Origin of the sequence: Micromonospora sp. HB375 (assembly GCF_017872985.1) — a bacterium.
GTDB classification, from domain to species: domain Bacteria; phylum Actinomycetota; class Actinomycetes; order Mycobacteriales; family Micromonosporaceae; genus Micromonospora; species Micromonospora chalcea.
Window position 1 is genome coordinate 4,127,144 of record NZ_JAGGJO010000001.1, and the last position, 26,337, is coordinate 4,153,480.

Annotated in this window: 21 protein-coding genes; 9 read left to right on the plus strand and 12 right to left on the minus strand. The window is 73.6% G+C overall.

The window, feature by feature from the left end:
• Nucleotide 1 precedes the first annotated feature (1 nt).
• Nucleotides 2–1,231 carry an epoxide hydrolase family protein gene (locus J3R08_RS18965; RefSeq protein ID WP_051610913.1) on the minus strand — a complete coding sequence of 410 codons (1,230 nt, stop codon included), beginning with the start codon at nucleotides 1,229–1,231 and terminating at the stop codon, nucleotides 2–4.
• 22 nt (nucleotides 1,232–1,253) lie between these two features.
• Entirely contained in the window at nucleotides 1,254–2,171 is a 918-nt protein-coding gene (locus J3R08_RS18970) for a redoxin (protein WP_113972942.1), read from the minus strand.
• 174 nt (nucleotides 2,172–2,345) lie between these two features.
• Here J3R08_RS18970 and J3R08_RS18975 point away from each other — a divergent pair, with 174 nt between their 5' ends.
• Complete coding sequence (locus tag J3R08_RS18975) at nucleotides 2,346–4,571, plus strand: hypothetical protein (protein WP_043323352.1); 2,226 nt, start codon at nucleotides 2,346–2,348, stop codon at nucleotides 4,569–4,571.
• 13 nt (nucleotides 4,572–4,584) lie between these two features.
• Here the strand turns inward: J3R08_RS18975 and J3R08_RS18980 are convergent, their stop codons facing one another.
• A complete protein-coding gene (locus J3R08_RS18980) occupies nucleotides 4,585–5,142 on the minus strand; it encodes a GNAT family N-acetyltransferase (RefSeq protein WP_064445634.1) in 558 nt (185 codons plus the stop codon).
• A complete protein-coding gene (locus tag J3R08_RS18985; protein ID WP_209962311.1) occupies nucleotides 5,139–7,175 on the minus strand; it encodes a penicillin acylase family protein in 2,037 nt (678 codons plus the stop codon). The genes J3R08_RS18980 and J3R08_RS18985 overlap by 4 nt, the downstream gene beginning before the upstream one ends.
• Before the next feature lie 228 nt (nucleotides 7,176–7,403).
• On the opposite strand from J3R08_RS18985, the gene J3R08_RS18990 reads away from it, so the two are divergent.
• The 4 genes from J3R08_RS18990 to J3R08_RS19005 are packed head-to-tail and all read left to right on the plus strand — an operon-like array spanning nucleotide 7,404 to nucleotide 12,621.
• Nucleotides 7,404–8,957, plus strand: coding sequence for an aspartate aminotransferase family protein (locus J3R08_RS18990; RefSeq protein WP_245254772.1), 1,554 nt, complete (start codon nucleotides 7,404–7,406; stop codon nucleotides 8,955–8,957).
• A 27-nt stretch (nucleotides 8,958–8,984) separates the two neighbouring features.
• Entirely contained in the window at nucleotides 8,985–10,259 is a 1,275-nt protein-coding gene (locus J3R08_RS18995) for a lysine N(6)-hydroxylase/L-ornithine N(5)-oxygenase family protein (protein ID WP_043323345.1), read from the plus strand.
• Nucleotides 10,256–10,840 carry a GNAT family N-acetyltransferase gene (locus J3R08_RS19000; RefSeq protein ID WP_113972947.1) on the plus strand — a complete coding sequence of 195 codons (585 nt, stop codon included), beginning with the start codon at nucleotides 10,256–10,258 and terminating at the stop codon, nucleotides 10,838–10,840. The genes J3R08_RS18995 and J3R08_RS19000 overlap by 4 nt, the downstream gene beginning before the upstream one ends.
• A complete protein-coding gene (locus J3R08_RS19005) occupies nucleotides 10,837–12,621 on the plus strand; it encodes an IucA/IucC family siderophore biosynthesis protein (protein ID WP_064445629.1) in 1,785 nt (594 codons plus the stop codon). Before J3R08_RS19000 ends, J3R08_RS19005 begins: the two co-directional genes overlap by 4 nt.
• Before the next feature lie 46 nt (nucleotides 12,622–12,667).
• On the opposite strand, the gene J3R08_RS19010 is transcribed toward J3R08_RS19005, so the two are convergent.
• The 5 genes from J3R08_RS19010 to J3R08_RS19030 form a co-directional block, all read right to left on the minus strand.
• Entirely contained in the window at nucleotides 12,668–13,570 is a 903-nt protein-coding gene (locus J3R08_RS19010) for a siderophore-interacting protein (protein WP_209962312.1), read from the minus strand.
• A 45-nt stretch (nucleotides 13,571–13,615) separates the two neighbouring features.
• Nucleotides 13,616–15,718 (minus strand): iron ABC transporter permease, encoded by a 2,103-nt coding sequence (locus J3R08_RS19015; protein WP_069088447.1) that lies wholly within the window; start codon nucleotides 15,716–15,718, stop codon nucleotides 13,616–13,618.
• A gap of 5 nt (nucleotides 15,719–15,723) precedes the next feature.
• Nucleotides 15,724–16,713, minus strand: a complete 990-nt coding sequence (locus J3R08_RS19020) for an iron-siderophore ABC transporter substrate-binding protein (RefSeq protein ID WP_043323338.1) — start codon at nucleotides 16,711–16,713, stop codon at nucleotides 15,724–15,726.
• Nucleotides 16,714–16,741: 28 nt separating this feature from the next.
• Nucleotides 16,742–17,551: an ABC transporter ATP-binding protein gene (locus J3R08_RS19025; protein WP_166456110.1), complete on the minus strand. Its 810-nt coding sequence runs from the start codon at nucleotides 17,549–17,551 to the stop codon at nucleotides 16,742–16,744.
• Nucleotides 17,552–17,730: 179 nt separating this feature from the next.
• Complete coding sequence (locus J3R08_RS19030) at nucleotides 17,731–19,347, minus strand: cellulose-binding domain-containing protein (protein WP_209962313.1); 1,617 nt, start codon at nucleotides 19,345–19,347, stop codon at nucleotides 17,731–17,733.
• 350 nt (nucleotides 19,348–19,697) lie between these two features.
• Between J3R08_RS19030 and J3R08_RS19035 the strand changes: the two genes are divergently transcribed.
• On the plus strand, nucleotides 19,698–20,534 hold the full coding sequence (locus tag J3R08_RS19035) for a hypothetical protein (RefSeq protein ID WP_209962314.1): 837 nt from the start codon (nucleotides 19,698–19,700) through the stop codon (nucleotides 20,532–20,534).
• A 51-nt stretch (nucleotides 20,535–20,585) separates the two neighbouring features.
• Here the strand turns inward: J3R08_RS19035 and J3R08_RS19040 are convergent, their stop codons facing one another.
• Complete coding sequence (locus J3R08_RS19040) at nucleotides 20,586–21,056, minus strand: hemerythrin domain-containing protein (protein WP_209962316.1); 471 nt, start codon at nucleotides 21,054–21,056, stop codon at nucleotides 20,586–20,588.
• Nucleotides 21,057–21,291: 235 nt separating this feature from the next.
• On the opposite strand from J3R08_RS19040, the gene J3R08_RS19045 reads away from it, so the two are divergent.
• The gene (locus J3R08_RS19045) at nucleotides 21,292–22,458 is read left to right on the plus strand and encodes a serine hydrolase (RefSeq protein WP_209962318.1); all 1,167 of its coding nucleotides are present in this window, start codon (nucleotides 21,292–21,294) and stop codon (nucleotides 22,456–22,458) included.
• A 56-nt stretch (nucleotides 22,459–22,514) separates the two neighbouring features.
• On the opposite strand, the gene J3R08_RS19050 is transcribed toward J3R08_RS19045, so the two are convergent.
• Nucleotides 22,515–23,171 (minus strand): response regulator transcription factor, encoded by a 657-nt coding sequence (locus J3R08_RS19050; RefSeq protein ID WP_030499160.1) that lies wholly within the window; start codon nucleotides 23,169–23,171, stop codon nucleotides 22,515–22,517.
• Nucleotides 23,159–24,385: a sensor histidine kinase gene (locus J3R08_RS19055; protein WP_209964297.1), complete on the minus strand. Its 1,227-nt coding sequence runs from the start codon at nucleotides 24,383–24,385 to the stop codon at nucleotides 23,159–23,161. The genes J3R08_RS19050 and J3R08_RS19055 overlap by 13 nt, the downstream gene beginning before the upstream one ends.
• 166 nt (nucleotides 24,386–24,551) lie before the next feature.
• On the opposite strand from J3R08_RS19055, the gene J3R08_RS19060 reads away from it, so the two are divergent.
• Nucleotides 24,552–24,764, plus strand: coding sequence for a hypothetical protein (locus J3R08_RS19060; RefSeq protein WP_043323325.1), 213 nt, complete (start codon nucleotides 24,552–24,554; stop codon nucleotides 24,762–24,764).
• Nucleotides 24,765–24,946: 182 nt separating this feature from the next.
• On the plus strand, nucleotides 24,947–26,329 hold the full coding sequence (locus tag J3R08_RS19065; protein ID WP_209962320.1) for a glycoside hydrolase family 43 protein: 1,383 nt from the start codon (nucleotides 24,947–24,949) through the stop codon (nucleotides 26,327–26,329).
• Nucleotides 26,330–26,337: the final 8 nt, after the last annotated feature.

The following is a 26,337-nucleotide window of genomic DNA, read 5'->3' on the forward strand; positions in this document are numbered from 1 at the left end:
GTCAGCGCAGCGAGCGGAAGGCCGCCCGCATCTCCTGCGCGAACAACTCCGGCTGCTCCCAGGCGGCGAAGTGCCCACCCCGGTCCAGCTGGTTGTAGTGGATCAGGTTCGGGTACGCCCGCTCCGCCCAGCTGCGCGGCGCGAGCAGGATCTCGTCCGGGAACTGGCTCACCGCGGCCGGCACCCGGACGCCCTTCGCGGCGAAGAACGACAGCGCGTTCTGCGCGTACAGCCGGGCCGAGGACACGCCGGTGTTGGTCAGCCAGTAGAGCGTGACGTTGTCCAGGATGTCGTCGCGGCTCAGGCCGCCGGGCCGGCCGGCGAAGGCGGCGCAGATCAGATCCAGGCTGGCTGCGTCGTGGTCGAGCATGAACGTCGCCAGCCCGGCCGGCGAGTCGGCGAGCGCCGTCAGCGTCTCCGGGCGGGTCGTCATGATCAGCGCGTACGCGGAGTGCTTCCAGAAGAAGTCGATCCGCTCGCAGGCGGCCCGCTCCTCGTCCGAGAGCCCGGCCGGCAGCTCCGCGAGGGGGTTGTTCACGCCGGTGATGCCGCGTTGCAGCAGCGCGTCGATGTCCGGCGGCACCACGCACGGCATGTTCGTGTGGATGCCGGCCAGCTCCGGCGGCGCCTGCACGCCGAGCATGTCGGTGATCAGCGCGCCCCAGTCGCCGCCCTGGGCCACGAACCGGGTGTAACCCAGCCGCCGCATCAGCTCGGTCCAGGCGCGGGCGATGTGCTGCGGGTCCCAGCCGGGCCCGTCCGGCTTGCCGGAGAAGCCGTAGCCGGGCATCGACGGGATCACCAGGTGGAACGCGTCCGAGGCGCGGCCGCCGTGCGCGGTCGGGTCGGTGAGCGGGCCGATGATCTTCAGCTGCTCGATCACCGATCCCGGCCACCCGTGAGTGACGATCAGCGGCAGCGCGTCGTCGTGCCGGGACCGGACGTGGATGAAGTGGATGTCCAGGCCGTCGATCTCGGTGACGAAGTTCGGCAGGTCGTTGAGCCGCGCCTCGACCTTGCGCCAGTCGTACTCGGTCGCCCAGTACCGGGCCAGCGCCTGGCTGGTCTCCAGCGGCACACCCTGGGACTGGTCGTCCACCGTCTGGCGCTCTGGCCACCGGGTGGCCGCGAGCCGGGTCCGCAGGTCCTGCAGGTCCGCCTCCGGCACGTCGACGCGGAACTCGCGGATGTCGGCGCCGGTACGCGTCGGCGTCAGGGTCTTGACGGCCACGGGTTGTCCTCCTCGGGTCGGGTCAGGGACCGAACGTGAAGACGTACGCGCGGAGACCGGGCCGCTCGGCGCGCAGGGTGAGCCGGTGCTCCCCCGGCGGCGCGCCGTCGACCAGCCGGATCATGGCCGCCCGGTCGACGACGACCCGGCTGTCCGGGTCCACGTCGGCGCCGCGCGCGTCAGCGGCCGGTTTCCCGTCCAGCAGCACGCGAACCCCGGCCGGTCCCGCCGGTCCGGGGTCGGCCACCAGGTTCACCTCCCCGGCGGTGAACGGCAGGACCAGTTCGGCGTGGCCGCCCGCGACCTCGACGTACTCGCCCTCGACCCGCCAGTCGCCGGTGAGCGCGTACGTGCCGGGCACGCCCCGCTCGGCGCCGAGATAGGTCTCCGGGGTGATCCCCGCGTACGTGGGCTGCCGGCTCGTCACGAACGCTGTCACCTCCGGGGTGACCGGCGGCAGCGCGGTCCCGGGCGCGGCGGACTCGACCAGCCGCCGGATCTCCGTCTCGGTGCGGTCGTAGCCGCCCTCGCCGACCCAGCGGTCGGCCAGCCGCCCGTCGGCGTCGAAGAGGTACCGCGCGGGCCAGGCGTCGTTGCGCAGCGCGCGCCAGAACGTGTAGTCGTCGTCGATCGCGATCGGGTAGGTGAGACCGTGGTCGCGGACCGCCCGGTCGATGTTCTCCGCGAGCCGGCCGAAGGCGAACTCCGGCGCGTGCGCGCCGATCACCGTGAGCCCCAGATCCCGGTAGTCGCGGTGCCACGCCCGCACGTACGGGGCGGTGCGGATCCAGTTCACGCAGGTGTACTCCCAGACGTCGACCAGAACCACGCGCCCGCGCAGCTCCTCCGGCGTCAGCGGCGCGGAGTTCACCCACCGGCGGACGTCGATCGGCGGCAGCCGGGTCGCCACGGCAAGGTCGTCACGCGAAGCGCCGGTCATGCGGGACCCCTTCCTCGGCGGACCGTCGGCGGTTACCCGGACGGTACGGCTTCGAACGGCCGCCCGAGGCAGGTGCGCGGGCGTTTGCCCGCCGCCCGGCGGGGTAGGACGCTGCGCCACCCGAGGGCGGGCCGTGCCAGGCGGCGTGGGCGGCCGGGACGTCGCGGAGGGTCGATGACGGCTGGACCAGGGCGGGCGCAGGCCCCGCCGGGCGAGGTGGTGGAGCTGCGGGTGCACGGGGTCTCCGCGGGCGGGGCCGCCGAGGTGCTGGGCCGGCCGCTGGTCCGGCAGGTCGCGGGCGACCGCAGCGCCGGCTTTTACCGTCCCCGTCCGGACCTGGCCGACGGGCGCGGCGCGAGCGGAGTGACGCTGGAGGCGTACCAGTGGAACGACCTGCCGTCCGGCACCGCGCTGCGTACCCTCTCGCTGCTGTTCCTGATGCCCTTCATGCTGCTCAACGTGGCCGTGTGGATGCGGCCGGGGGACGCCGTCGGCGGCGCGGTGGTGCGGGCGCTGTGCCGGGTGCTGGGGTTGAGCCTGACCGCGTTGTACGTGCTCGCCGGGGCCGGGGTCGCGCTGGACCTGGTGGCCTGGCAGTGCCTGTCCGTCCCGGCGTGCGTCGCCGACCGGGAGTGGCTGTCCTGGATGGGCGGGCGGCCGGTCGGGCTGCGGCTGGTGGTGCTGGCGCTGGTCCCGGCGGCCGCGGTGAGCCTGGTCTGGTGGGGCTCCCGGCGGCCGGGACGCTCGTTCACCGCGTTCCGGGCGCCGGAGCGGGCGACGGCCGGGCCTCCGCTGAGCACGATCGGCCAGTGGGACACCGAGCCGCTGATGGGCCGGCTGCGTTCGATCCACATCGCGGCGGCCTTCGCCACCCTCGATGGCTGTCTCCTCGCCGCCCGGGCCGCGCAGGGCGTCCCGCCGACGGTGGCGGTGCTGCTGGCGGTCACCGGCGCGGTGCTGCTCGCCTGCCTGGTCCTGGTCTGCGTGCCGCCGCTCGTCGACCGGGCGCCCACCGACCCGCGACGTGACCGGGTCGCCCGGGTGCTGCGCGGCACCGCGATCGGGCTCACCGTCGTGGTGGCCGGGTATCTGCTGTTCGCCCCGGCCCGCTGGCGTGCCGGCGGCGGGCTGCCCGGCTACGGCTCGATCCTGACCTGGCTGCTGGTCACGCACGCGGTACTGCTCGGCGGCCTGGCCGCGGTGCTGATCTGGCACCGCCTACGAGTCCGCGGCCACCAGCCGCCGAACGGGCTCGGGGCGCTCGTGGTAGCCGCGGCGGCGGGCGGGCTCGCGGTGGCGTACTCCGCCGAGCTGGTCCAGCGCACCGCCGACCTGCTGGACCGGGGCGTGTCCCCGGCGGACGACATACCGGGCCCGGCGCACGCGTACACCTGGGCGATCTACGGCTTCTTCCGCGCGCTGCTGGTCACCCTGGTGGTCGCGGCAGTGGTGGCGCTGGTGTCCCGGCGCGGCCGGATGCGGGCCGCCGGGGCGATCGTCGAGCGGGACTTCCCGTCGCCGCCGGCCGAGGCGGCGCCCCGGCTGCGGCAGGTCCGGACGATGATCGTGCGGGCCCGGTTCACCGACCTGCTGGTGCCGCTGGCGGTGCTGTTCGCCGTCATGGCCGGACTGGGCGCGGCGACCACCGCGATGGCGCTGGTCCGTCCCGATCCGGGCGAGACGCTGGAGCACCGCACGCACGTCCCGGCGGAGCTGGTCATGTTCGGCATCGAGGTGGGCGGGGTGGCGATCTCGGCGGCGGTGCTGGCCCTCATCCTCGCCGGGATCTTCGCCTACCGCAGTCCCGGGTTCCGGCACCACGTCGGCGTGCTCTTCGACCTGGCCACGTTCTGGCCCCGGGCGGCACACCCGTTCGCACCGCCCTGCTACGCCGAGCGGGCCGTGCCGGAGCTGGCCCGGCGCATCACGTACCTGGTGCACAGCGGCAACGGGGTGCTGCTGTCCGGCTACAGCCACGGCTCGGTGCTCGTCGCCGCGACCGTCCTGCAGCTACCGGCGGAGGTCAGCGCGCGGGTCGCCCTGCTCACCTACAGCTCGCCGCTGCGCCGGCTCTACGCCCGCCTGTTCCCCGCCTACGTCGGCGGCGAGATGCTGCGCGGGATCGGCGGCCGGATCGGCTGGCGCTGGCGCAACCTGTGGCGGGACACCGACGCGCTGGGCGGATGGATCTTCTCCCCGCACCGCCCGGACGAGCCGGCCCGCGTCACCGGCCCGGAGGCAACTGTGGACCGTCGCCTCCGGGATCCGGAGAGCCTGGTCGCCCCGCCCTGGGACAGCGTCCCCCCGCCGATCAAGGGTCACCTCCCGTCGGAGGACGACCCGGCGTACGCCGAGACGGTGCGGGACCTGGCCGGGCGGCTGCGCGCCGCCGAGCCGTGACGCGGGCATGGCTTCACGCGGGCGGGTGCTCCGCCTCGAACCGCTCCCGGGTGAGGAACGCCAGCCTCGCCCGCTTGTCCGGCATGTCGATGTCGGGGCCGAACGTGAAGCCCTCGATGCGCAGGCGGCGCAGCATGGCGTCGTTGCGCACGTCCGGCTCGGCCACCACGCGACGCGCGGCCGGGTCACGCAGCAGGAACCGCATCAGGGCCGGGAAGACCGCGCCGGTCACGCCGCGCGGGTACCGCCGGGGCGGGTCGAGCAGCAGGTGCATCCCCACGTCGCCGGGCTGCACCGGGTAACGCTCGCCGACCGGGTCCGCCTCCGGCTGGTACGTCTGGAACAGCCCGATCGGCTCGCCGTCGAGCCGGATCAGGTACGCGTGGTGGGTCTCCAGCCCGTCGACGAACGCGTAGATGTCGCGTACCTGGTCGACGGTGTGCGAGCCCATGCCCCAGAACCGGTTGCGGGGCCGGATCACCCAGCCGTGCAGCAGGCCGGCGTCCCGCTCGGGGCGGAGCGGCTCCAGCGCCAGCGCGCCGAGGCCGGAAATCGACTCCAGGTGGATCACGTCGTCTCGTCTCCCGTCAGTGGGCCGGCGGGCACCGGGATCAGCGTCCCGGCGGCCCAGTGGGTCAGCTGGTCGGCGAAGTGCGGATCGCCGGGGCGCCCGGACACGCCGAACGGGACGATCCAGCGGCTGGCCGCGCGGTCGGTCAGGTTCCACACGTAGCGGGCCACCGGGCCGCGCCAGCAGGCGTCGGAGACGCCCGGCACGCTGGAGGTGGCCAGCACGCAGTCGGTGTCACCGGCCAGCGCCACCCGCTCCCGCATCGCGGTCACCGCGTCGGTGACCGCCGGGGCGACGCCCAGGTGCACCGGGTGCAGCAGGTGCCGGCTGCCCCACTCACCGGGCGGCGGGCCGGCGGCCACCTCGGCCAGCGCCTCGGCCGCCGGTTCCGCGAGGTCGAACCCGGCCGCGAGGTGATCCAGCGCCAGGCCGATCCGCGCCGCCGGGTCGGTCCAGGGGGCGAACAACTCGTCGAACCCGCACGGCTCGTCGAGCGCACGCAACCCCGGGTGTACGCGCAGCCGCCGGGCCAGCGCCGCCCGCCAGGCCGCGTACGCGCCCGCCTCGGCCGACCCGCCCGCCATCGCCCGGTCCCATCGGCGCAGCCGCCGCAGCAGCGCGCGGGCGGGTTCGTCGAGCCGGCCCGGGTCGAGCCGGTCGAGCAGCCGGTACAGCGGGCCGGCCGGGAGCCGGTCGTCGGTGTGCACTGTGGACGCCTCGGCGCCCTCGGCGAGCAGCGCGCGGATCCGGCGCGCCCGGTGCGGCGGGGCGAAGTCGACACCGTGCGCTGCGACGTCGTCGCGGCGGTCGTTGGCGCACACCGCCACGCCGTCGACCCGCTCGTCCACCGGCGGCACGTAGTCGCCCCGCCACCGGTAGGCCGGCTCCCAGGCCGGCACCGGCTCCCGGCGGCACCGTTCGTCGCGTACCGGGACCAGGCCGGCGACCAGACGGCGGACGCCGCCCTCGGTGTCGGCGGTGAGCACGCTGTTGACCGGCTCGACCCAGTGGCGCAGCGCGTCGGCGACGTCGGCGGCGCGCCGGGCGCGCAGCAGCGGCAGCAGCGCCTCGAAGCCGAGCCGGGCCTCCACCCGGCTCGGGGCGCGCAGCGCGATGGCCTCGCCGGTGACCCGGTCGTGGTCGATCACCGGCCCGCGCGGCGTCTCGATCACCTCGACCGTCTCCGGGTCGCCGCCGCGGACCTCGATCTCCTCGACGTGACGCGCGACCGGGGTCCAGCCGTCGGCGTCGCGCGCCAGCACCCGGTCGCCGTCGCGGCGCAGCCGCTCGCGGTAGAGGTCCTGGTAGTCGGCCATCGCGTTGGTGACGGCCCAGGCCACGTGGCCGGTATGGCCGAAGTGCGGCAGGCCCGGCACGCCGGGGAAGGCGAGGCCGACCACGTCGAACTCCGGGCAGGCCAGCCGGACCTGCTGGTAGACGCCGGGCAGTTCGAGCAGCCGGTGCGGGTCGCCGGCGATCAGCGGGCCGCGCCCGGTGGCCGGGTCGGCGGGCAGCACCCAGGCGTTGCTGCCCGACGACGCCGGTCCCTCCACGGCGAACAGTCCGGCCGCATCGGGGCCGAGCGTGCGGGCCACGTGCGCGTGCCAGAGCTTGTTCGGGAAGGTGGAGAACAGCACGTGCTGAACGAGGAACACGCCGAGCGGTGACCAGGGGCGCCACGGTTCGGGCGCGGCGCCGGTGGCGGTGAACTCGGGCGCGGCGGCGGCGCCCTCGGCGAGTCCGGCGTTGACCCCGTCCACGTACGCCTCGACCCACCGCCGGGTGTCCGGGTCCAGCCGTTCGTAGCAGCGCCGGGCGGTGTCGTCCAGCCGCACGCGGCGGGCGAACCGGTCCCACGCCAGCTCGGACGGTCCGACGTGGGCGGCGAGGCGGCCCTCGGCACGCCATCGTTCGACGCTGATCTGCCACGCCCGGTCGGTCGCGGCGACACGCCCCTGCAGACGGGCCAGCGCGTCGGCGTCACCGGCCCACAGTTGCGGCACGCCCCACTGATCGCGATCGACGTGCGTCACCGTCTCGGCCCGCCTCGGCGCGCCGGGCGGCGGTTCCGTTCCACAGTCAACTTAGGATAACCTCCCCTAACCGAGGGCGACCTTACCGCGACACGCGGCAGGCGCCAACCGGCGGTAGTTCCAGGACAAAGCGCACCGAGTCGCGCTTGCTAGTTAGGCGAGCCTAACCTAACCTGATCGCCGCGGCTGTGGCCGCACGTCCTGTCCGTACGACCGCTGGGAAGTCGCATGAGTTCGATCGGGAGCCCGACCGGCGCCGCGCCCACCGACACCGGCCGCGCCGCCGCCACGGCCCGCGACCACCTGTTCAACGCCGGCTCGCTCGGGCGGTACCGGGACGTGCTGGCGCGCGGCGTCGACCGGGTCGCCCGGCGGGTCGGCGAGGTGGACACGCCGTTCACCGGCGTCACGCCCGACCAGCTGGCGCCGCTCATCGGCGGCATCGACCTCGACCGGCCGCTCGGCGACACCGACGCAGCCCTGGACGAGCTGCACGACGTGTGGCTACGCGACGCGGTGTGGTTCCACCACCCGCGCTACCTCGCCCACCTCAACTGCCCGGTGGTCATCCCGGCGCTGCTCGGCGAGGCGGTGCTCAGCGCGGTGAACTCCTCACTGGACACCTGGGACCAGAGCACCGGAGCCACCCTGATGGAGCGGCGTCTGATCGAGTGGACGGCCGGGCGGATCGGGCTGGGTCCGACCGCCGACGGGGTGTTCACCAGCGGCGGCACCCAGTCGAACCTCCAGGCCATGCTGCTGGCCCGGGAGGAGGCGTACCGCCGGGCGGTGGGTGGCGCGGCCACCCGGCCGGACCGGCCGCAGGTGCTGTCCCGGCTGCGCGTCATCACCTCCGCGGCCGGGCACTTCAGCGTGCAGAAGGCCGCCAAGCTGCTCGGCCTCGCCGCCGACGCGGTGCTCACCGTACCCACCGACGCGGCCCGCCGGATGCGCGCCGACGAGCTGGCCCGCACGATCGACAGCTGCCACCGCGACGGTCAGGTGGTGATGGCAGTGGTCGCCACCGCCGGCACCACCGACTTCGGCAGCATCGACCCGCTGCCCGAGATCGCCGACATCTGCGCCGATGCGGGCGTCTGGCTGCACGTCGACGCCGCGTACGGCTGCGGGTTGCTCGTCTCCCCCACCCGCCGCCACCTGCTCGACGGCATCGAGCGGGCCACCTCGGTGACAGTCGACTACCACAAGTCGTTCTTCCAGCCGGTCAGCTCCAGCGCGCTGCTGGTGCGCGACGGCCGGGCGCTGCGCCACGCCACCTGGCACGCCGACTACCTCAACCCGGCCCGCGCCGTCGAGCAGGGCATCCCGAACCAGGTCGACAAGAGCATCCAGACGACGCGGCGGTTCGACGCCTGCAAGCTCTGGCTGACCCTGCGGATCATGGGGCCGGACGCGGTCGGCGAGCTGTTCGACCAGGTCGTCGACCTCGCGGCGCAGGCGTGGCAGCGGCTCGACGCCGACCCGCGCTTCGAGGTGGCCGCACCGTCGCAGCTGAGCACAGTGGTCTTCCGCTACCGGCCGTCCGGCCTCGCACCCGACCTGGCCGACGAGGCCAACCTGCACGCCCGCGACGCGCTGGCCGCCTCCGGCGCCGCCCTGGTCGCCGGCACCAAGGTCGACGGCGCGCACCACCTGAAGCTCACGCTGCTCAACCCCGAGACCACAGTGGACGACATCGCCCACGTGCTGGACCTCATCGCCGACCACGCCGCCTGGTACGCCCGGACCGCTGCCGCCGAGCTGTCCTGCCCGGTCGGCTGACCCCCCGTCGAGGAGAACGAGAACCCCATGTCGACCCACGACTTCATCGCCGTCGGGCTGGGCCCCTACAACCTCGGCCTGGCCTGCCTCACCGCGCCGATCGACGACCTCGACGGGCTGTTCCTGGAGGCCCGCGACAGCTTCGACTGGCATCCCGGCATGCTGCTGGAATCCACCCGGCTCCAGACGCCGTTCATCGCCGACCTGGTCACGCTCGCGGACCCCACCTCGCCGTACTCGTTCCTGAGCTACCTGAAGGAGACCGGGCGGCTCTACCCGTTCTACATCCGGGAGAGCTTCTTCCCGCTGCGCGCCGAGTACAACGACTACTGCCGCTGGGCCGCCGCCAAGCTGCCGAACCTGCGCTTCCGGCACGCCGTCACCGCCGTCGAGTACGACGCGACCGACGACCGGTACGTGGTGCGCGCCGACACGCCGGACGGGCCGGTCACCCACCGGGCCCGGCACCTCGTGCTCGGCACCGGCACCCCGCCTTACCTGCCGCCGGCCTGCGCCGGGCTGGGCGGTGACATGATCCACAACTCGCGCTACCTGGAACACCGGGAGGCGCTGCGGGCCAAGGACAGCATCACGATCGTCGGCAGCGGCCAGAGCGCCGCCGAGATCTTCCACGACCTGCTCGGCGACATCGACACGTACGGCTACCAGCTCACCTGGGTGACCCGCTCGCCCCGGTTCTTCCCGCTGGAGTACACCAAGCTCACGCTGGAGATGACCTCGCCGGACTACGTGGACTACTTCCACGCGCTGCCCGAGCCGACCCGCTACGCGCTGGAGGCCGCGCAGAAGCCGCTGTTCAAGGGCATCAACGCCGACCTGATCAACGACATCTACGACCTGCTGTACGCCAAGAGCCTGCACGGACCGGCGCCCACCCGCCTGCTGACGAACACCGAACTGGTCGAGGCGGCGTACGCCGACGGCCGCTACCGCCTCGGGCTGCGCCACACCGAGCAGGACCGCGCGTTCACGCTGGACACCGCAGGACTGGTGCTGGCCACCGGCTACCACTACCGGGTGCCGGAGTTCCTCGCGCCGGTACGCGACCGGCTGCGCTTCGACGCGCACGGCCGCTTCGACGTGGCCCGCAACTACAGCGTCGACCACACCGGCCGCCGGGTGTTCCTGCAGAACGGGGGCACGCACACGCACAGCATCACCTCGCCGGACCTGGGCATGGGCCCGTACCGCAACTCGTGGCTGATCCGGGAGATGACCGGCCGCGAGCACTACCCGGTGGAGAAGAGCATCGCCTTCCAGGAGTTCGGAGCGCCGGCGTGAGCGCGTTCACCCGCGTCGACGACGCGCTGGGCGAGTTCACGCTGCGCCCGCTGGACCCGGACGCCGACGCCGCGCTGCTGCACCGCTGGGTCACCCATCCCAAGTCCGCGTTCTGGCTGATGCAGGACGCCGACGTGGCCGCGGTCGCCGCCGAGTACCGGCGCATCGCCGACCACCCGCACCACGACGCGTACCTCGGGTCGTGGCGCGGCACCCCGGCGTTCCTGGCCGAACGGTACGACCCGGCGCACGTCGAGCTGGTCGGCCTGTACGACCCGGAGCCCGGCGACGTGGGCATGCACTTCCTCTGCGCACCCGCCGACACGCCGGTGCACGGCTTCACCCGCGCCGTCATCACCACGGTGATGGCCTGGCTGTTCGCCGACCCGGCGACCCGCCGCGTGGTGGTGGAACCCGACGTGCGCAACACGGCGGTGCACGCGCTCAACGCGGCCGTCGGCTTCACCGTCGTCGGCCCGATCCGCAAGCCCGAGAAGGAGGCGCTGCTCAGCGTCTGCACCCGGGACCAGTTCCGGGCCGCCACCGGCGCGCCCGCAGGCGAGGAAGGGGCACCGGCGTGAACGCCAGCGCAGCAGTGGACCACCTGACCCCCGAGGCGTGGGCGACCGCCAACCGGCTGCTGGTGCGCAAGGCGCTCGCCGAGTTCGCCCACGAGCGCCTGATCACCCCCGAGCCCACCGGCCCCGGGCAGTGGCTGGTCCGCAGCGACGACGCCGCCGTCGAGTACCGGTTCGCCGCGCGGCGGCTGGCGCTGGACCACTGGGAGGTCGACGCGGACAGCATCGTGCGCCGCCGCGACGGCGCGGACCTGCCGCCGGACGCCGTGGATCTGTGCGTGGAGCTGCGCGGCGCGCTCGGCCTCACCGACGCGATCCTGCCGGTCTACCTGGAGGAGATCACCTCCACGCTGGCCGGAACCGCGTACAAGCTGGCCAAGCCCGCGGTGAGCGCCGCCGAGCTGGCCGCCGCCGGGTTCCAGGCGATCGAGACCGGCATGACCGAGGGCCACCCCTGCTTCGTGGCCAACAACGGCCGCCTCGGCTTCGGCGTGCACGAGTACCGCGCGTACGCCCCGGAGGCCGCCGCGCCGGTACGGCTGCTCTGGCTCGCCGCGCACCGCGACCACACCACGTTCACCTGCGCCGACGACCTGGACTACGACACGCTGATGCGGGCCGAGCTGGGCGAGGCGACGCTGGCCGGGTTCACCGGCACGCTCACCGGGCTGGGCCTGGACCCGGCCGACTACCTGTTCGTCCCCGTGCACCCGTGGCAGTGGTGGAACAAGCTCGCCGTCACGTTCGCCGGTGAGGTGGCCGCGCGCCGGCTGGTCTGCCTCGGCGAGGGGCCGGACGAATACCTGGCGCAGCAGTCCATCCGCACCTTCTTCAACGTCAGCGACCCGGCGAAGCACTACGTGAAGACCGCGCTGTCGGTGCTGAACATGGGCTTCATGCGCGGGCTGTCCGCCGCGTACATGGAGGCCACGCCGGCGATCAACGACTGGCTGGCCGGGCTGATCGAGGGCGACCCGGTGCTCAAGCGCACCGGCCTGTCGATCATCCGGGAGCGCGCCGCGATCGGTTACCGGCACCGGCAGTACGAGGCGGCCACCGATCGCTACTCCCCGTACCGGAAGATGCTGGCGGCGCTGTGGCGGGAGAGCCCGGTGCCCGGGCTGGAACCCGGGCGGCGGCTGGCCACCATGGCCTCGCTGCTGCACCTGGACCGCGACGGCCGGTCACTGGCCGCGGCGCTGATCGACGAGTCCGGGCTGGCCCCGGCCGACTGGCTGCGCCGCTACCTGGACGCCTACCTGGTGCCGCTGCTGCACAGCCTGTACGCCCACGACCTGGCGTTCATGCCGCACGGCGAGAACGTCATCCTGGTGCTGCGCGACGGCGTCGTCGAGCGGGTCGTGTTCAAGGACATCGCCGAGGAGATCGTGGTGATGGACCCGGACGCGGACCTGCCGGAGCGGGTCCGGCGGATCCGGGCCGCCGTACCCGAGGACGAGAAGATCCTGTCCATCTTCACCGACGTCTTCGACTGCTTCCTGCGGCACCTCAGCGCCACCCTGCACACCCGGGGCGTGCTCGACCAGGCCGAGTTCTGGCGCACCGTCGCCGCGTGCGCCGCCGACTACGCCGCCACGGTGCCGCACCTGGCCGACCGGATGCGCCGGCACGACCTGTTCGCGCCGGAGTTCACGCTGTCCTGCCTCAACCGGCTCCAGCTGCGCAACAACCAGCAGATGGTGGACCTGTCCGACCCGTCGGCCGCGTTGCAGTTCGCCGGCACGCTGGTCAACCCGCTCGCCCCGTACGCGCCGCGCGGATGACGAAGCGGGCCGGCGCGTCGTGCGCCGGCCCGCTCCCGCGAGACGATCAGTTCTCCGCGCGACCGGCCCGCCAGTAGCCCATGAACGCCACCGCGCGCCGGTCCATGCCCCGCTCGGTGACCAGGTGCCGCCGCAGGCCGCGGATCACCGCCGCCTCCCCGGCCAGCCAGGCGTAGAGCGCCGCGCCGTCGGGCCGCTCCGGCACCTCCCAGAGGATGTCCCGGTCCACGTCCACCTCGGCCAGCGGTGCGGCGCCCGCCGCGACAGGTACCGGCACCAGCCGGCCGGCCAGGCTCGTCACGGCCGGGGTGAGCCGGCTGCCGTGCGGGGCGCCGTCGCGGGGCAGCCAGGTCACCGTGACGCCGGCCGGGGGCCGGCAGGGCAGCTCGTCGCCGGTCTCCGGCACCTCCACCAGCGCGTGCCCACGCGCGTCGGCGGGCAGCCGCTCCAGGATCGCGCAGATCGCCGGCGCGGCGGTCTCGTCGCCGGCCAGCAGCAGCGTCGCCCCGGCGGGCGGCTGGAACTCGACACCGCCGTGCGGGCCGTCCCAGCCGGCGTCCGGGCCGACCACGGCGATGCGGTCGCCGAGGCGGGCCCGCCGGGCCCAGCGGGTGGCCGGGCCGCCGTCGCCGTGCAGCGCCATGTCCACGTCCACCTCGTACGCCTCCGGCCGGACCGCGCGGACCGTGTAGGTGCGGATCGGGCTGCGCAGCGCGTCCGGCAGCTCACGCCACCGCGGGAACCAGTCCGGCCCGTCGGGCAGCTCCCCCGGCGCGCCGTCGACCGGCGGCAGGGCCAGCTTGATCCGCTGGTCGTACCCGTTGTCGGCGAACCGGTCCAGGTCCGGGCCGGTGAGCGTCACGCGCAGGAACGACGGGCCGAGCCGGCGTAGCGCGCGGACCTCGACGGTGAAGACTCGCCAGGGCGCGACGGCCAGGGTGCTGGTCATGCGTCATTCCTCTCACGTGCGGGGGGTGGTTCGTCGGCGAACGGGTCAACGGGCGGCCGCGGCGGCGCGGGAACGCCACAGCAGCCAGACGAAGTACGGGGTGCCGATCATGGCGGTGACCAGACCGGCGGGGACCTGGGCGGGGGCGATGACGCTGCGGCCGAGCGTGTCGGCGAGGCTGACCAGGGTGGCGCCGAGCAGCACCGCGACCGGCAGGACGCGGGTGTGCCGCCCGCCGACGAGCGCCCGGGCCGCGTGCGGCGCGACCAGGCCGACGAAGCCGATCACGCCGACCGCCGACACGGCGGTGGCGGTGAGCAGCGCCGCCAGGCCGAGCGCGACCAGCCGGGCGCGTTCCAGCCGGACGCCGAGCACCCGGGGCGTGTCGTCGTCGAGCGCGAGCAGGTCCAGCTCGCGGCGCACGGCGGCGACCACCGGCAGCGCGACCAGCAGCGCGATCGCCACCGGCAGCACCTGCGGGGCGGTGCGCCCGTAGGTGGAGCCGGACAGCCAGGTCAGCGCCTTGCCGGTGTTCCACGGGTCGGAGGACACCACGATGAACGTGATGATCGCCGTGCCGCCCTGCCAGACCGCGAACCCGATCAGCACCAGCCGGTCGGAGTTGAGTCCCCGCCGCCGGGCCAGGCCGTAGACCAGCGCGAACGCGACGACCGCGCCGAGACCGGCGGCGCCGGACAGGGCGAGCACGCCGGCCATCGGCGCGAACGTCAGCAGCGACACCGCGCCGATGCCGGCACCGCCGGTGATGCCGAGGATGCCCGGCTCGGCCAGCGGGTTGCGGCAGACCGCCTGCACTGTGGTGCCGGCCAGGGCCAGCGCGGCGCCGGCCAGCAGCGCCGCGGCGACGCGCGGCCAGCGGGCGTCCAGCACGAAGGTGTACGCCGGTCCGGTGCGGCCCTGCACCCAGTTGACGATGTCGCCCAGCAGCACCCAGGTGTCACCGGCGAGCATGCCGAGCACCAGCGCGGCGGTGACGACGACCGCGCAGACCGCGACGACGGCGGCGACGAAGCCGCGGGAGCGCACGGCGGCGTGGCCGCCCGGCGCCTGCCGGGTCGGTCCGGCGTCGCGGTGGCGGCGGGCCAGCCAGACCAGCAGCACCGCGCCGAAGAGCGTGGTCACCACGCCGGTCGGCACGTCGACACCGGCCTGGCCGCCGAGCACGGCGCGCAGCAGCACGTCGGAGCCGAGCACGATGACCACGCCGACGATGCCGGACAGCGGCATCAGGACGCGGTGCCGGTGCACCTCGGGCACCCACTTGCCGAGCAGCCGGACGATCACCGGCGCGCCGAGACCGACGAAGCCGATCGGGCCGGCCAGGGTGACCGCCGCGGCGGAGAGCAGCACGGCGAGCAGCACGACCGTGAGCCGGGTACGACGCACGTTGAGCCCGAGCACGGTGGCGGTGTCGTCGCCGAGGGCGAGCAGGTCCAGCCGGTGCCCGAGTGCCACGAGCACCAGTGCGGCGACAGCGATCACGGGGGCGAGCTGGGTGAACGCGACCAGGTCGCCCTGCACGAGCGAGCCGTTGCCCCAGGCGAACAGGCCGATGGTGGCCTGCTCGAACAGCAGCATGAGCAGCATGGTCAGCGAGGACAGCGCCATCGCGGTGGCCGAGCCGGCGAGGATGAGCCGGGTGGTGGCGGCCTGGCCGCCGGCCGAGAGCAGCATGACCAGGGAGGCGGCGGCGAGTCCGCCGCAGAACGCCAGCCCGCCCGCGGGCAGCGCGGGCAGCGCGATCCCGAACGCGGCGGTGGAGACGATCGCCAGGTGCGCGCCCGCGTTGACGGCGAGCGTGTCCGGCGAGGCGAGCGGGTTGCGGGTGGTCGACTGCAACGCCGCGCCGGCGAAGCCGAGCGCGACGCCGACGGCCAGGCCGGTGAGCAGCCGGGGCAGGCGGGAGGCGACGAGCACCCGGGCGGTCTCGTCGTCGCCGCCGGTGAGCAGCCGGAGCAGGTCCAGCGCCCCGACCGAGGAGGTGCCCTGGGTGAGGTGCACCGCGGTGATCGCGACGAGCAGCGCGGCGGCGAGGGCGAACGCGCCGGCGACCCGGCTGCGCCGGGCGGGCGGCGGCCCGGCCGGGGCCGGCCGGGTGGCCGGCCCCGGTGGGGCGGGGGCGGTCATCGCGCTCAAGCCGTGTAGACCTTGACCAGCTCGTCGATGTACTGCTTGGCGGAGAGCGTGCCGCCGAAGGTCCAGATGCCGTTGGGCATCTTGTGCAGCTTGTTCTGCTGGACGAACGGCAGGGAACGCCAGATCGCGTTGCCGGCGAGGCCGTCGGCGAACACGTCGGTGCCGTCCGAGGCGTTGTAGAAGAAGTGCAGGTCCTGGCTCTTGAGGACGGTCATGCCCTCGACGTCGGTCTGGCCCAGGCCCCACATCTCGTCGGTCTTGCCGGTCCAGGCGTTCTTGAGGCCGAGCTGGATGCCGAGCTGGGAGACGAGCGCGCCCTCGCCGAACATCCGGATCGAGACGGTGCTGCCTTCCTTCCAGCCGTCGGCGATCGCGAACTGCTTGCCGGCCGCACCGGCGTCGGCGATCTTCTTCTTGCCGTCGGCGAGCGCGGCGTCGAAGTCGGCGAGCAGCTTGTCCGCCTGCGCGGTGCGCCCGGTCGCGGTGGCGATCATCTTCAGGTCCGAGCGCATCCGGCCGATGTTGTCGGAGGCGTCGCTGCCCTTGGTGACCAGCACCGGGACGTACTTCTCCAGCTGGGTGACGACGGCGGAGCCGCGCTCGGCCTCCATCACCACGAGGTCCGGCTGGAGGGCGACGATGGAGTCGACGCTCGGCTCACCCCGGGTGCCGACGTCCTTGACGCTCGGGTCGAGCGGGGCGGCGGTCACCCAGGTGGCGTACCCCTTGGGGTCGGCCACGCCGACCGGCATCACGCCGAGGCCGACGAGCATCTCGACCTCGCCCCACTCCAGGCCGACGACCTTGGTGGCGGGGCTCTTGAGCGTGATGGTCTTGCCCCGGCTGTCGGTGACGGTGACCGGGCCGGTGGGCGCGGCGTCGGAGGAGGACGGTGCGGCGGCGGGCTCCTCGGTGGTGCCGCAGCCGGCGATCAGCAGCGCGCTCGCCGCGGCGGCGGCGAGCAGGGTCAGGCGGGTACGCAGCATCGGTTTCTCTTCTGTGTGCAGGGATCGGTCAGGCGGGGATACGGGTCGTGTGCCGGCCGACGGGACGTGTGGAGAGCAGGTTGGTGACCGGGTCGACGATCACCTCGACGCGGATGCCGTACGCCTCGGTGAGCGCCGCCTCGGTGAACACCTCGTGCGGCGTGCCGGTGCCGCGGACCCGGCCCTCGTGCAGGAGCACGACCTGGTCGGCGACGGCGGCGGCCTGGTTGAGGTCGTGCAGCACCACGCCGACGGCGACGCCGGCGGTGTCGGCGAGGTCGCGCATCAGGTCGAGGATCTCCACCTGGTAGCGCAGGTCCAGGAACGTGGTGGGCTCGTCCAGCAGCAGGATCGCGGTGTCCTGGGCCAGGCAGGTGGCCAGCCAGACGCGTTGCAGCTCGCCGCCGGACAGCTCGTCGACCGGCCGGCCGGCCATGCCGTCGACACCTGTCACGGTCATGGCCCGGTCGATCGCGGCGGGCCCGTCGGGGTCGCCGGCGCGCCACCGCTGCCGGTAGGGGTGCCGGCCGTAGCCGACCACGTCCCGCACCGTGACCCCGCTCGGGGTGGGGCGGCTCTGCGCCAGCAGCGTGACCCGGCGGGCGAAGTCCCGGGGGGACAGCGCCCGGGCCGGGGTGCCGTCGGCGAGCACGACCTCGCCGTGTTCCAGCGGGTGCAGGCGGGCCAGCCCGCGCAGCAGCGTCGACTTGCCGCTGCCGTTCGGGCCGACCAGCGCGGTCACCGCCGCGGGGCGCAGCGTGATGGCGGCGTCGTGCACCACCGTCTTGCCGTGGTAGCCCAGCCGCAGCTCACTGCCCGTCAGGCCGTCGGCCCGCACTGCTTCGCTCGTCACGCAGGTTAGGCTAACCTAAGACTCGATCATCCTGTCAAGCCGGTCCTTCGGCCCGATCTCCTCTCCCCCACCCCGGCCCCGACCCGGTCGATCATGAGGTTGACGGCGTTGTCGATCTCCGATCCGGCCGCCAACCTCATGATCAACCCGGTGGGGTGCCTGGGTCAGAGCGAGACCTGGCGGCCGCCTAGGGTCACCGTGAGGCGGCCGTCGCCGGCGAAGGACCAGGCCAGGGCACCGGAGTACGTGGCGCAGCGGGAACCGTTGGAGCCGGACCAGAACTGGTTCGAGCCGTCCACGTTCCCGACGGTCCTGTCGTTCGATCCGCTGCCGGCGAAGCGGCAGGAGGTGTTGTTCCGGTAGACCGAGGTGCCGGCGTCGAACGAGAAGTTCCGTTCGGTGCTGTCGATGCTCAGGTTGTTCGAGATCGTCATCGTGCCCGGATTCCGGTTGTACGTGAAGCCGTGCTTGCCGTTGCGGTACGCGATGGTGCGCCGCACGGTGTGGTTGACGGCGATGTCCTCACCGCCGAGCTTGAAGCCGTTGCGGTCGCCGTTGCCGTTCTGGGTGCCGTTGCTGAGCGTGCCGTTGCTGTATGCGAGGGAGTCTTCAATGGTCACCGGACCGATCGCGCCGGTGTCGGACTTGGTGTAGAGGTCCCACCCGTCGTCGATGTTGTGGTGCGACACCGCGTACCGGAAGACGTTGCCGCCGCCGACTGTGAGCTTGGCCGCGAAGCCGTCGGCGTCCTCGCCGTCGGAGTCGGCGTTGTCGTGCGACTCCACGCTCACCATGAGGTTGTTGGCCGGCCACTGGTCGCGGGGCGTGCTGGAGGCGATCCGGGACAGTTGCAGCCCGGTGTCGCGGTTGAACCGGGTCACCGTCCGCTCGATGATGTTGTTGCTGCCGCCGACGAAGATGCCGTTGTCACCGGCGCGCTCCACCACGAGCCCGCGCACGTGCCAGTACGAGGCGTTCAGCGCCAGCCCCCGGTTGGCCGGGTCCTCGCTCATCGCCGAGAAGTTCAGGATCGGCGTCTCGCCCGGGTAGGCGTACAGGTTCTTGCGGGCGCTCGACGTGCCGTTGTTGCCGGCGGCGACGGTGACCGTCTGGGACAGGTTGTAGGTGCCGCCGCGCAGGTAGATCGTGCCCCCGGCGCCGACGCGGGTGATCGCCGCGGCGATGGTGGTGGGGCTGGCCTGGGTGCCGGCCGCCCCGGCGGTGCCGTTCGGCGCGGCGTAGATCGCGCCGCCGGCCGGCGGCGGCGTGGTCGGTGGCGGCGTCGTCGGCGGCGGGGTGCTCGGGGGCGGGCTGCTCGGCGGGGCGCTGGTCGGCGGCGTGCCGGTGGTGGGGGTGACGCCACCGGTGCAGGCGACGCCGTTGACGGCGAACGCGGCCGGGACCGGGTTGCTGCTGTCGTTCCAGGTGCCGTTGAAGCCGAACGACGTGCTCGCGTTGGTGCCGAGGCTGCCGTTGTAGCTGACGTTGGCGGCCCGCACCGACGCGCCGCTGGCGGTGATCTCGGCGCCCCAGGCCTGGGCGACGGTCTGCCCGGCGGCGAACGTCCAGGTGACGGCCCATCCGTTGAGCGGGTCGCCGAGGTTGGTCAGGTTGACGTTGGCGGTGAAGCCGCCGCCCCACTGCGCGGTGACGGCGTAGTCGACGCGGCAGCCGGCGGCCGCCTGGGCGGCGGTCGCGCCGACGGCCAGGCCGGACGCGGCGAGCGCCGCCGTCGCCGCGGCCGATGTCCACAACACCGTACGACGGTGTCGGTTGATCATGATGGTCTCCTCCGGGTGGTGGTGCGGTGCCCACGCCGCTACCGGCACCGATGCCCGGTCGGTGTCAGGGGCGGGCCTTGTCGCCCGGACGTCCGTGTCATGCCGAACGCTCACGTCTCCCGCACAGTAAGCGCTTTCAGCGCAGCCTAACGACGGACGTCGATGCGGTCAAACATCCGGGGGTGCGCTGAACGATCTCGCGCCGCCGTCCGTATCCACTGCCGACGGGAACATCGGCCGGAACCGCGATGCCGGAGCGGGCACGAGCACGATTCCTCCAGTCGTCACTTCGCACCGTGGAGACGGCGCGGCAGCCGCCGCACCCTCCCGGTCAACCAGAGGAGAGGTGCATGGCCAGGGGTACGCGCAAGACCGCGGTCCTGAAGCTCGGCGGGGTGGGCGCCCTCGCGGCGCTGTTGTTCGCCGGTGGGCTGCAACTGGCGTCGGCGGGCGAGAACAACCGCCCGGCCACCACCGCCGCCGCGCAGACCGTGAACTGCCCGACGGTACGCGACAAGCTGCCGGCCGTACCGGCGGCGGCATCGGCCCAGGTGGAGCGGGAACTGGCCAACCTGGACCAGGAGATCGCCCGGCAGAACGAGCGGCTGGCCCGGCAGGCGGTACGCCCCGAGGGCGGACCGGCGTTCATCGACAACGCCATCCTCGGCCCGCTGCGCAGCAAGCGCGTCGCCGTGCTCGACCGCATCGAGATCGCGTTCAACCGGATCGGCGCGCCGCGCCCGGACCTGGACGCGCTGGCGGCCTGCTCGCTCAACGCCCCGGGCGTGCCGAGCGCCGTCAACGGCGGCGCCGGCCAGAACGCCGGCGGCCAGAACGGCAACGCGGGCGGTCAGAACGGGAACGCCGGCGGCCAGAACGGCAACGCGGCCGGACCGGCCCGGACGGTCAACTGCCCGCGCGTCGCGCTGCCTGCCGTCCCGGCGGCGGCCGCGAGCCAGGTGCAGGCCGAACTGGCCACGCTGGACAAGCAGATCGCCGAGGCGAACGCCCGCCTCGCCCAGCTCGCGGTGCGCCCCGAGGGCGGACCGGCCTTCATCGACAACGCGATCCTCGGGCCGCTGCGCAGCAAGCGCGTCGCGGCGCTCGACCGCATCGAGATCGCGTTCAACCGGGTCGGCGCGCAGCGCCCGAACCTGGACGCGCTGGCCACCTGCGGCCTGAACTGAAGGCCCGGTCGCGGCCCGGCGGCGCGCATCCCGCCGGGCCGCGACCCGGGGTCACAGCGGTCCGAGGACGTCGGCCGGGTCGGCGTCCAGCGCCAGCGTCTCCAGCACCGAAAGAAGCTGCCGCTCCTCGTACCGGAAGTGCGACTCCATGATCGCCGACACGCCCTCCAGGTGCCGGGCCAGCTCGTCGGGCGGGGCGTCGCGAGCCACCGCCGCACCCAGCCCGGCCAGCAGGTACCCGATCATCGAGTGGTCCTGCCGCAGCCGGTCCAGCGTCTCGCGCAGCTCCGGATGGCGCGTCGCGACCGCCGGGAAGAGACTGCGGTCCTCGCCCTCGTGATGCGCGGTCAGCGCCGCGCAGAACCCGTGGCAGAACAGCAGCAGGTCCCGTGTCGCGGGCCGTGCCGGCTCACCGGCGGCGAGCGCCAGCCGGGTCACCTCAAGCGCCTCGCGCAGCCGCTCGTGGACGGCGCGCATCTCCCGGCTCCAGGCCACCAGCCTGGTCTGTTCGCCCTCAGCCACGTGGCGAGGGCGAAGGGACGACGAGTGTCATCGTCGTGCTCCCTTCGATCCGGCGCCTCCATGCCTGACACGGTCTGCCACCGGCACGCGACGCTGCGCGGAGCCTAACCGGCGACGCCGGGAGCGATCAAGTAGTGCCAGCGCTACCCCGGCCCGGTAGCTGGCGGGATGGAACGCGGGACCGGTTCTGGCGAGGCTTGAGCCCGTACCCGTTCACCTCCGTCGAGGAGTTCCCATGACCCGCCGTACCCTCCCGATCGCCGTCGGCGCCACGGCCCTGCTGACCGTCACCGCGCTCGGTGTGCCCGCCGCGTCCGCCACGACCACCGACGCCCGGCGTCCCGCCGCCGACGCCGTCCAGACGCGACTGGACGGCCTGGTCACCGAGCACGGCTTCCCCGGGGTGCTGGCCTCCGTACGCCGCGACGGCCGGGTGCGCGACTACACCGCGGGCGTGGGTGACCTGCGCACCGGCGCCGCGATCCCCCGCGACGCCCGGGTGCGCGTGGGCAGCAACACCAAGACGTTCACCGCGGTGGTCGTTCTCCAGCTCGTCGGCGAGGGCCGCATCGACCTCGACGCCACCGTCGAGCGCTACCTGCCCGGGATGGTGCGCGCCAACGGCAACGACGGGCGGCGGATCACCGTACGGCAGCTGCTGCAGCAGACCAGCGGGCTGCCCGACTACGACGAGGTCGTGTTCAGCGAGGCGCAGGATCTGGTGGACCGCCGCAGCGACTACTTCGACCCGCGCCGGCTGCTGGACGAGGCGCTCACCCAGTCGCGGCGCTTCCCGCCGGGTCAGAAGTGGGAGTACAGCAACACCAACTTCGTGCTGGCCGGGCTGATCATCGAGCGGGTCACCAAGCGTCCGGTGGGTGAAGAGATCACCCAGCGGATCATCGAGCCGCTGCGGCTGCGTGACACGTACTGGCCGCAGACCGGCGAGCAGGACCTGCCGGGCCGCCTGCCGCGCGGATACGTCGCGGTGGAGCCGGGCGCGCCGTGGGTCGACGTGACCCGGATGGACCCGTCGCTGGGCTGGGCCGCCGGTCAGCTCGTCTCCACGCCGTCGGACCTGCGCACGTTCTTCGAGGCGCTGCTGGCGGGCAAGCTGCTCAAGCCGGCCCAGCAGGCGGCGCTGACGCGCACGGTGCCGGCGCCCGACTTCGAGCCCAACGGGGTGTGGGAGTACGGCCTGGGCATCGCCCGGCACGAGCTGCCCTGCGGCGGTCACGCCTGGGGGCACGGCGGCGACATCCAGGGCTTCGAGACGCGCAACCTGTCCACCACCGACGGGCGCAGCGCCGTGGTCGCGGTGACCGCGCTGCCGACCAGCCTGGAGATGCTGGAGGCGGTCACCAGCACCGTCGACGCGGCCCTGTGCGGCACCCGCCGCTGATCCGGCCGACCCGTCCGCGCGCCGCCTCACCGCGAGGCGGCGCGCGTGCGTGTGCGCTACCGGCGGCCGTCGTCGAGGTAGCGCAGCACCGCGGTGACCCGGCGGTCGGCGCGGTCGTCCGGCGGCAGGCTCAGCTTGGCGAAGATGCTGCGGATGTGCTTGTGCACAGCGCCCTCGGTGACGAACAACCGCTCGGCGATCGCGCCGTTGCCCAGCCCTTCGGCCATCAGCGCCAGCACCTCGTGCTCACGCGGCGACAGCTCGGCCAGCGCGGTGTCCGGCCGCCGGTTGCGGGCGAGCAGTTGCCCGACCACCTCGGGGTCGATCACGCTGCCGCCGCCCGCGACGCGGTGCAGCGCGGCGAGGAACTCCTCGACCCGGCCCACCCGCTCCTTGAGCAGGTAGCCGAGCCCGGAGGCGCCGACCGCGAACAGCTCGGTGGCGAACGCCTGCTCGACGTACGCGGACAGGACCAGCACCGCGAGGCCGGGACGGCGGCGGCGGGCCTCGACCGCGGCGACGATGCCCTCGTCGGTGTGGGTGGGTGGCATCCGCACGTCGACGATCGCCACGTCCGGCCGGTGCTCGTCGACAGCGGTCAGGAACTCCCCCGGCGTGCCGGCGGTGGCCACCACGTCCAGGTCCTCGGCGCGCAACAGTAGCGCCAGCCCCTCGCGCAGCAGCGCGTCGTCCTCGGCGATCACGATCCGCATGGCAGCTCCACGTGCATCCTCGTCGGTCCTCCCGGTGGGCTCGTCAGTGTCATCCGCCCGTCGTACGCCTCGACCCGCCGGCGGATGCCGGTCAGCCCCGAGCCGCGCGTCTCGTCGGCGTCCCCGCGCCCGTCGTCGGTGATGGTCACCAGCAGCCGGTCCCGTTCCCGGCGCACGACGACCTCGACGCCGTCCGCGCCGCTGTGCCGGACCACGTTCGTCAGCGCCTCGGCCACCACGAAGTACGCGGTGGCCTCCACCGACGCCGCGCAGCGCACGTCGACGTCCACCGACAGGCGGCACGGCACCGCGCACTCCGCCGCGAGTCCGGTCAACGCCCCGGCCAGCCCCCGGTCGCCGAGCACCGGCGGCAGGATGCCGCGCACCACCGTACGCAGCTCGCCGAGCGCCTGCTCGGCCGCGTCCTGCGCGCGTTCCAGGATCTCGTCGGCGCGGTCCGGGTCGCGGCGCACCGCCCGCCGGGCGGCGCCGAGCAGCACGTTCACCGCGACCAGCCGGTTCTGGGTGCCGTCGTGCAGCGAGCGCTCGATGCGGCGCAGTTCCACCGCGTGCGCGTCGAGCGCGGCGGCCCGGGTGGCGGTGAGTTCGGCGACGCGCAGCGACAGGTCGAACCCGGGCGGCGGGGGCAGCAGCCGCCGGCCCGGCCGGGCCTGGATCCGCGCGAGCGCCGGGCCGGTCGAGACCGCGAGAAGCAGCCAGCCGACCCCGAGCACGGCGACCGCGAGCGCGTCGCCGAGCCCGTCGATGTGCCACCAGCCGATGCCGGGCGCGCCGGCCTCCGGCGGCACCAGCCGGTACCAGAGCGGGAACGTGATGTCCTGCACGGCGTAGATCGGCAGCACCAGCGCGAGCAGCCCGGCCCCGAAGCCGAGCGTCCCGTGGACGGCCACCCAGCGCAGCTCCCGCCGTACCACCGGGTCGCGCAGCGCCGCGCGCACCCCGGCCGGGACCGGGCCGGGCGCCGGGATCGGCGTTCCCCACCGGGACAGCCGGGCGCGCTCGCGGTCGGCCACCGACCGCACGGCCTGCAGCAGTCCGGGTACGAGCAGCAGCCCGACCCCGCCGACGCACGCCGCCGCGACGACGAGCGTCCCGAGCAGCGTGCCCAGGGCCAGCACTGCGGTGCCCAGCCCGCCGACGAGGTGCTCCAGAGCGGCCACCGCCACGCGGAACCGCCTCCGCACGTACTCCATCCCGGCCCACCCCCGGGCGAAACGATAGGTCACCGCTGTCGCCGCCCGGCAGGCCCGGGCGCGGAAAGTACAGCCTGCTGTACCACGACTGTCGTGCTGGCGGGATCGTTACCGGCCGCTCCCGTCCCTACTGTCGGTGGTAGCAGAAATCATCGAGGAGGCAGCCGTGAACGACCTGGACCGTACCGCCGAGACCGCCGCCGCCCCGTCGTCGATTACCCGGATGCGCCCGCTGCTCTGGCTGGTGCTCATCGTGAGCGTGGCCGCGAACGTGGTGCTGTCGAGCGTCGTCGGCAACCCGTGGGCCGGTTCCGCCTTCGGCGCGCTGGCGCTGCTGAGCGGTGGGACGCTTGCCGTCGACCACTACCGCAACCGCTGATCTTTCGCCGGCCGGGCGCCGGACAGCCGCCGCAGGGCGGGCCGCGAGAACGAGCGGCCCGCCCTGCGGCGTTCGCGTCAGCGCTGCGAATCAATTGACAGTCGGCTATATGAACGCCAGGCTAAGGGGGATTGTTAGCGTTAACGCGGCCGTCATCTCCACCGCAGAGAAAGGCCCCCGTCGTGCCCCTGACCCGACGCGCGTTCACAGTCGGCGCCCTGTCCGCGGCTGCCGCCGCCTCCGGCGCGCTCAGCCTGCCCCGCGGCGCGTTCGCGGCGGCGAACACCGCCTACGCGATGGCCTACTTCACCGAGACGCCGAACGGCCTCGGCGCCGACTACGGCCTGCACCTGGCCGTCAGCCGGGACGGGCTGAACTGGACTCCGCTGAACCAGAACAACCCGGTGGTCACCCCGACCGCCGGGCAGCTCGGCCTGCGCGACCCGTTCGTGCTGCGCAGGACCGACGGCACGTTCGTGGTGCTGGCCACCGACCTCAAGGGCACCAACTGGGGGCTGACCAGCCAGTACCTGCACGTGTGGGACTCGGCCGACCTGACCGCGTTCACCGGCTACCGGCGCATCCGGATGCACACGCTCGACACCCACACCTGGGCGCCGACCGCGTTCTGGGACGCCGCCCGTGGGCAGTACGCCATCGTCTACTCCGCCAACAACGGCCGGGACGTACTGTTCGTCAACTACACGAGCGACTTCCGCACCGTCAGCGCGTCGCAGGTCTACTTCAGCCCCGCCTTCGGCGTGCTCGACGGCGACGTGGTGGTCGACGGCGGCACCACGTACCTCTACTACAAGAACCTCGACGACGGATATCTCTACGGCGCCCGCTCCACCACCGCCGCGCCGAACAGCTTCACCACGTACACCAGCGGGCTGCGGCAGGGCAACGCGATCGAGGCGCCGCTTCTGCTGCGCACGAACGAGGGCGGCTGGCGGCTGTGGGGCGACTCGTTCAGCCCGGTCAACAACGACTACTACGCCTGGTCCACGACGACCATCTCCGGCAACTCGTGGACGCCGCTGAGCCAGCGCGACTACACGCCGCCGCTGAACTCCAAACACGGCTCGATGATCGGCATCACCGACGCCGAGTACGCCGGGCTGGTCAACCGCTGGGGCACGCCGAACTGGGTCCGGCTCAAGTCGTCGAACTTCCCCGACCGCTACGTGCGGCACGCCGACCGGATCGCCCGCGTAGACGCGTACCCGTTCGACCCGTACCAGGACCAGATGTGGCGGATGGTCCCCGGCCTGGCCGACGCCGCCGGCGTCTCGTTCGAGTCGGTCAACTACCCCGGCAACTACCTGCGGCACTACGACTACGCGGTCCGGCTGGACCCGAACGACGGCACCGCCACGTTCCGCGCCGACGCCACCTTCCACCGCACCGCCGGCCTGGCCGACGCCACCTGGTCGTCGTTCCGCTCGTACAACTACCCCACCCGTTACCTGCGGCACTACGACTACCGGCTGCGCATCGATCCGCTCGGCGCCGGCTCCCCCGCGGTCGACCGGCAGGACGCCACCTTCCGGGTCACCGCGTAGCCGTTCCC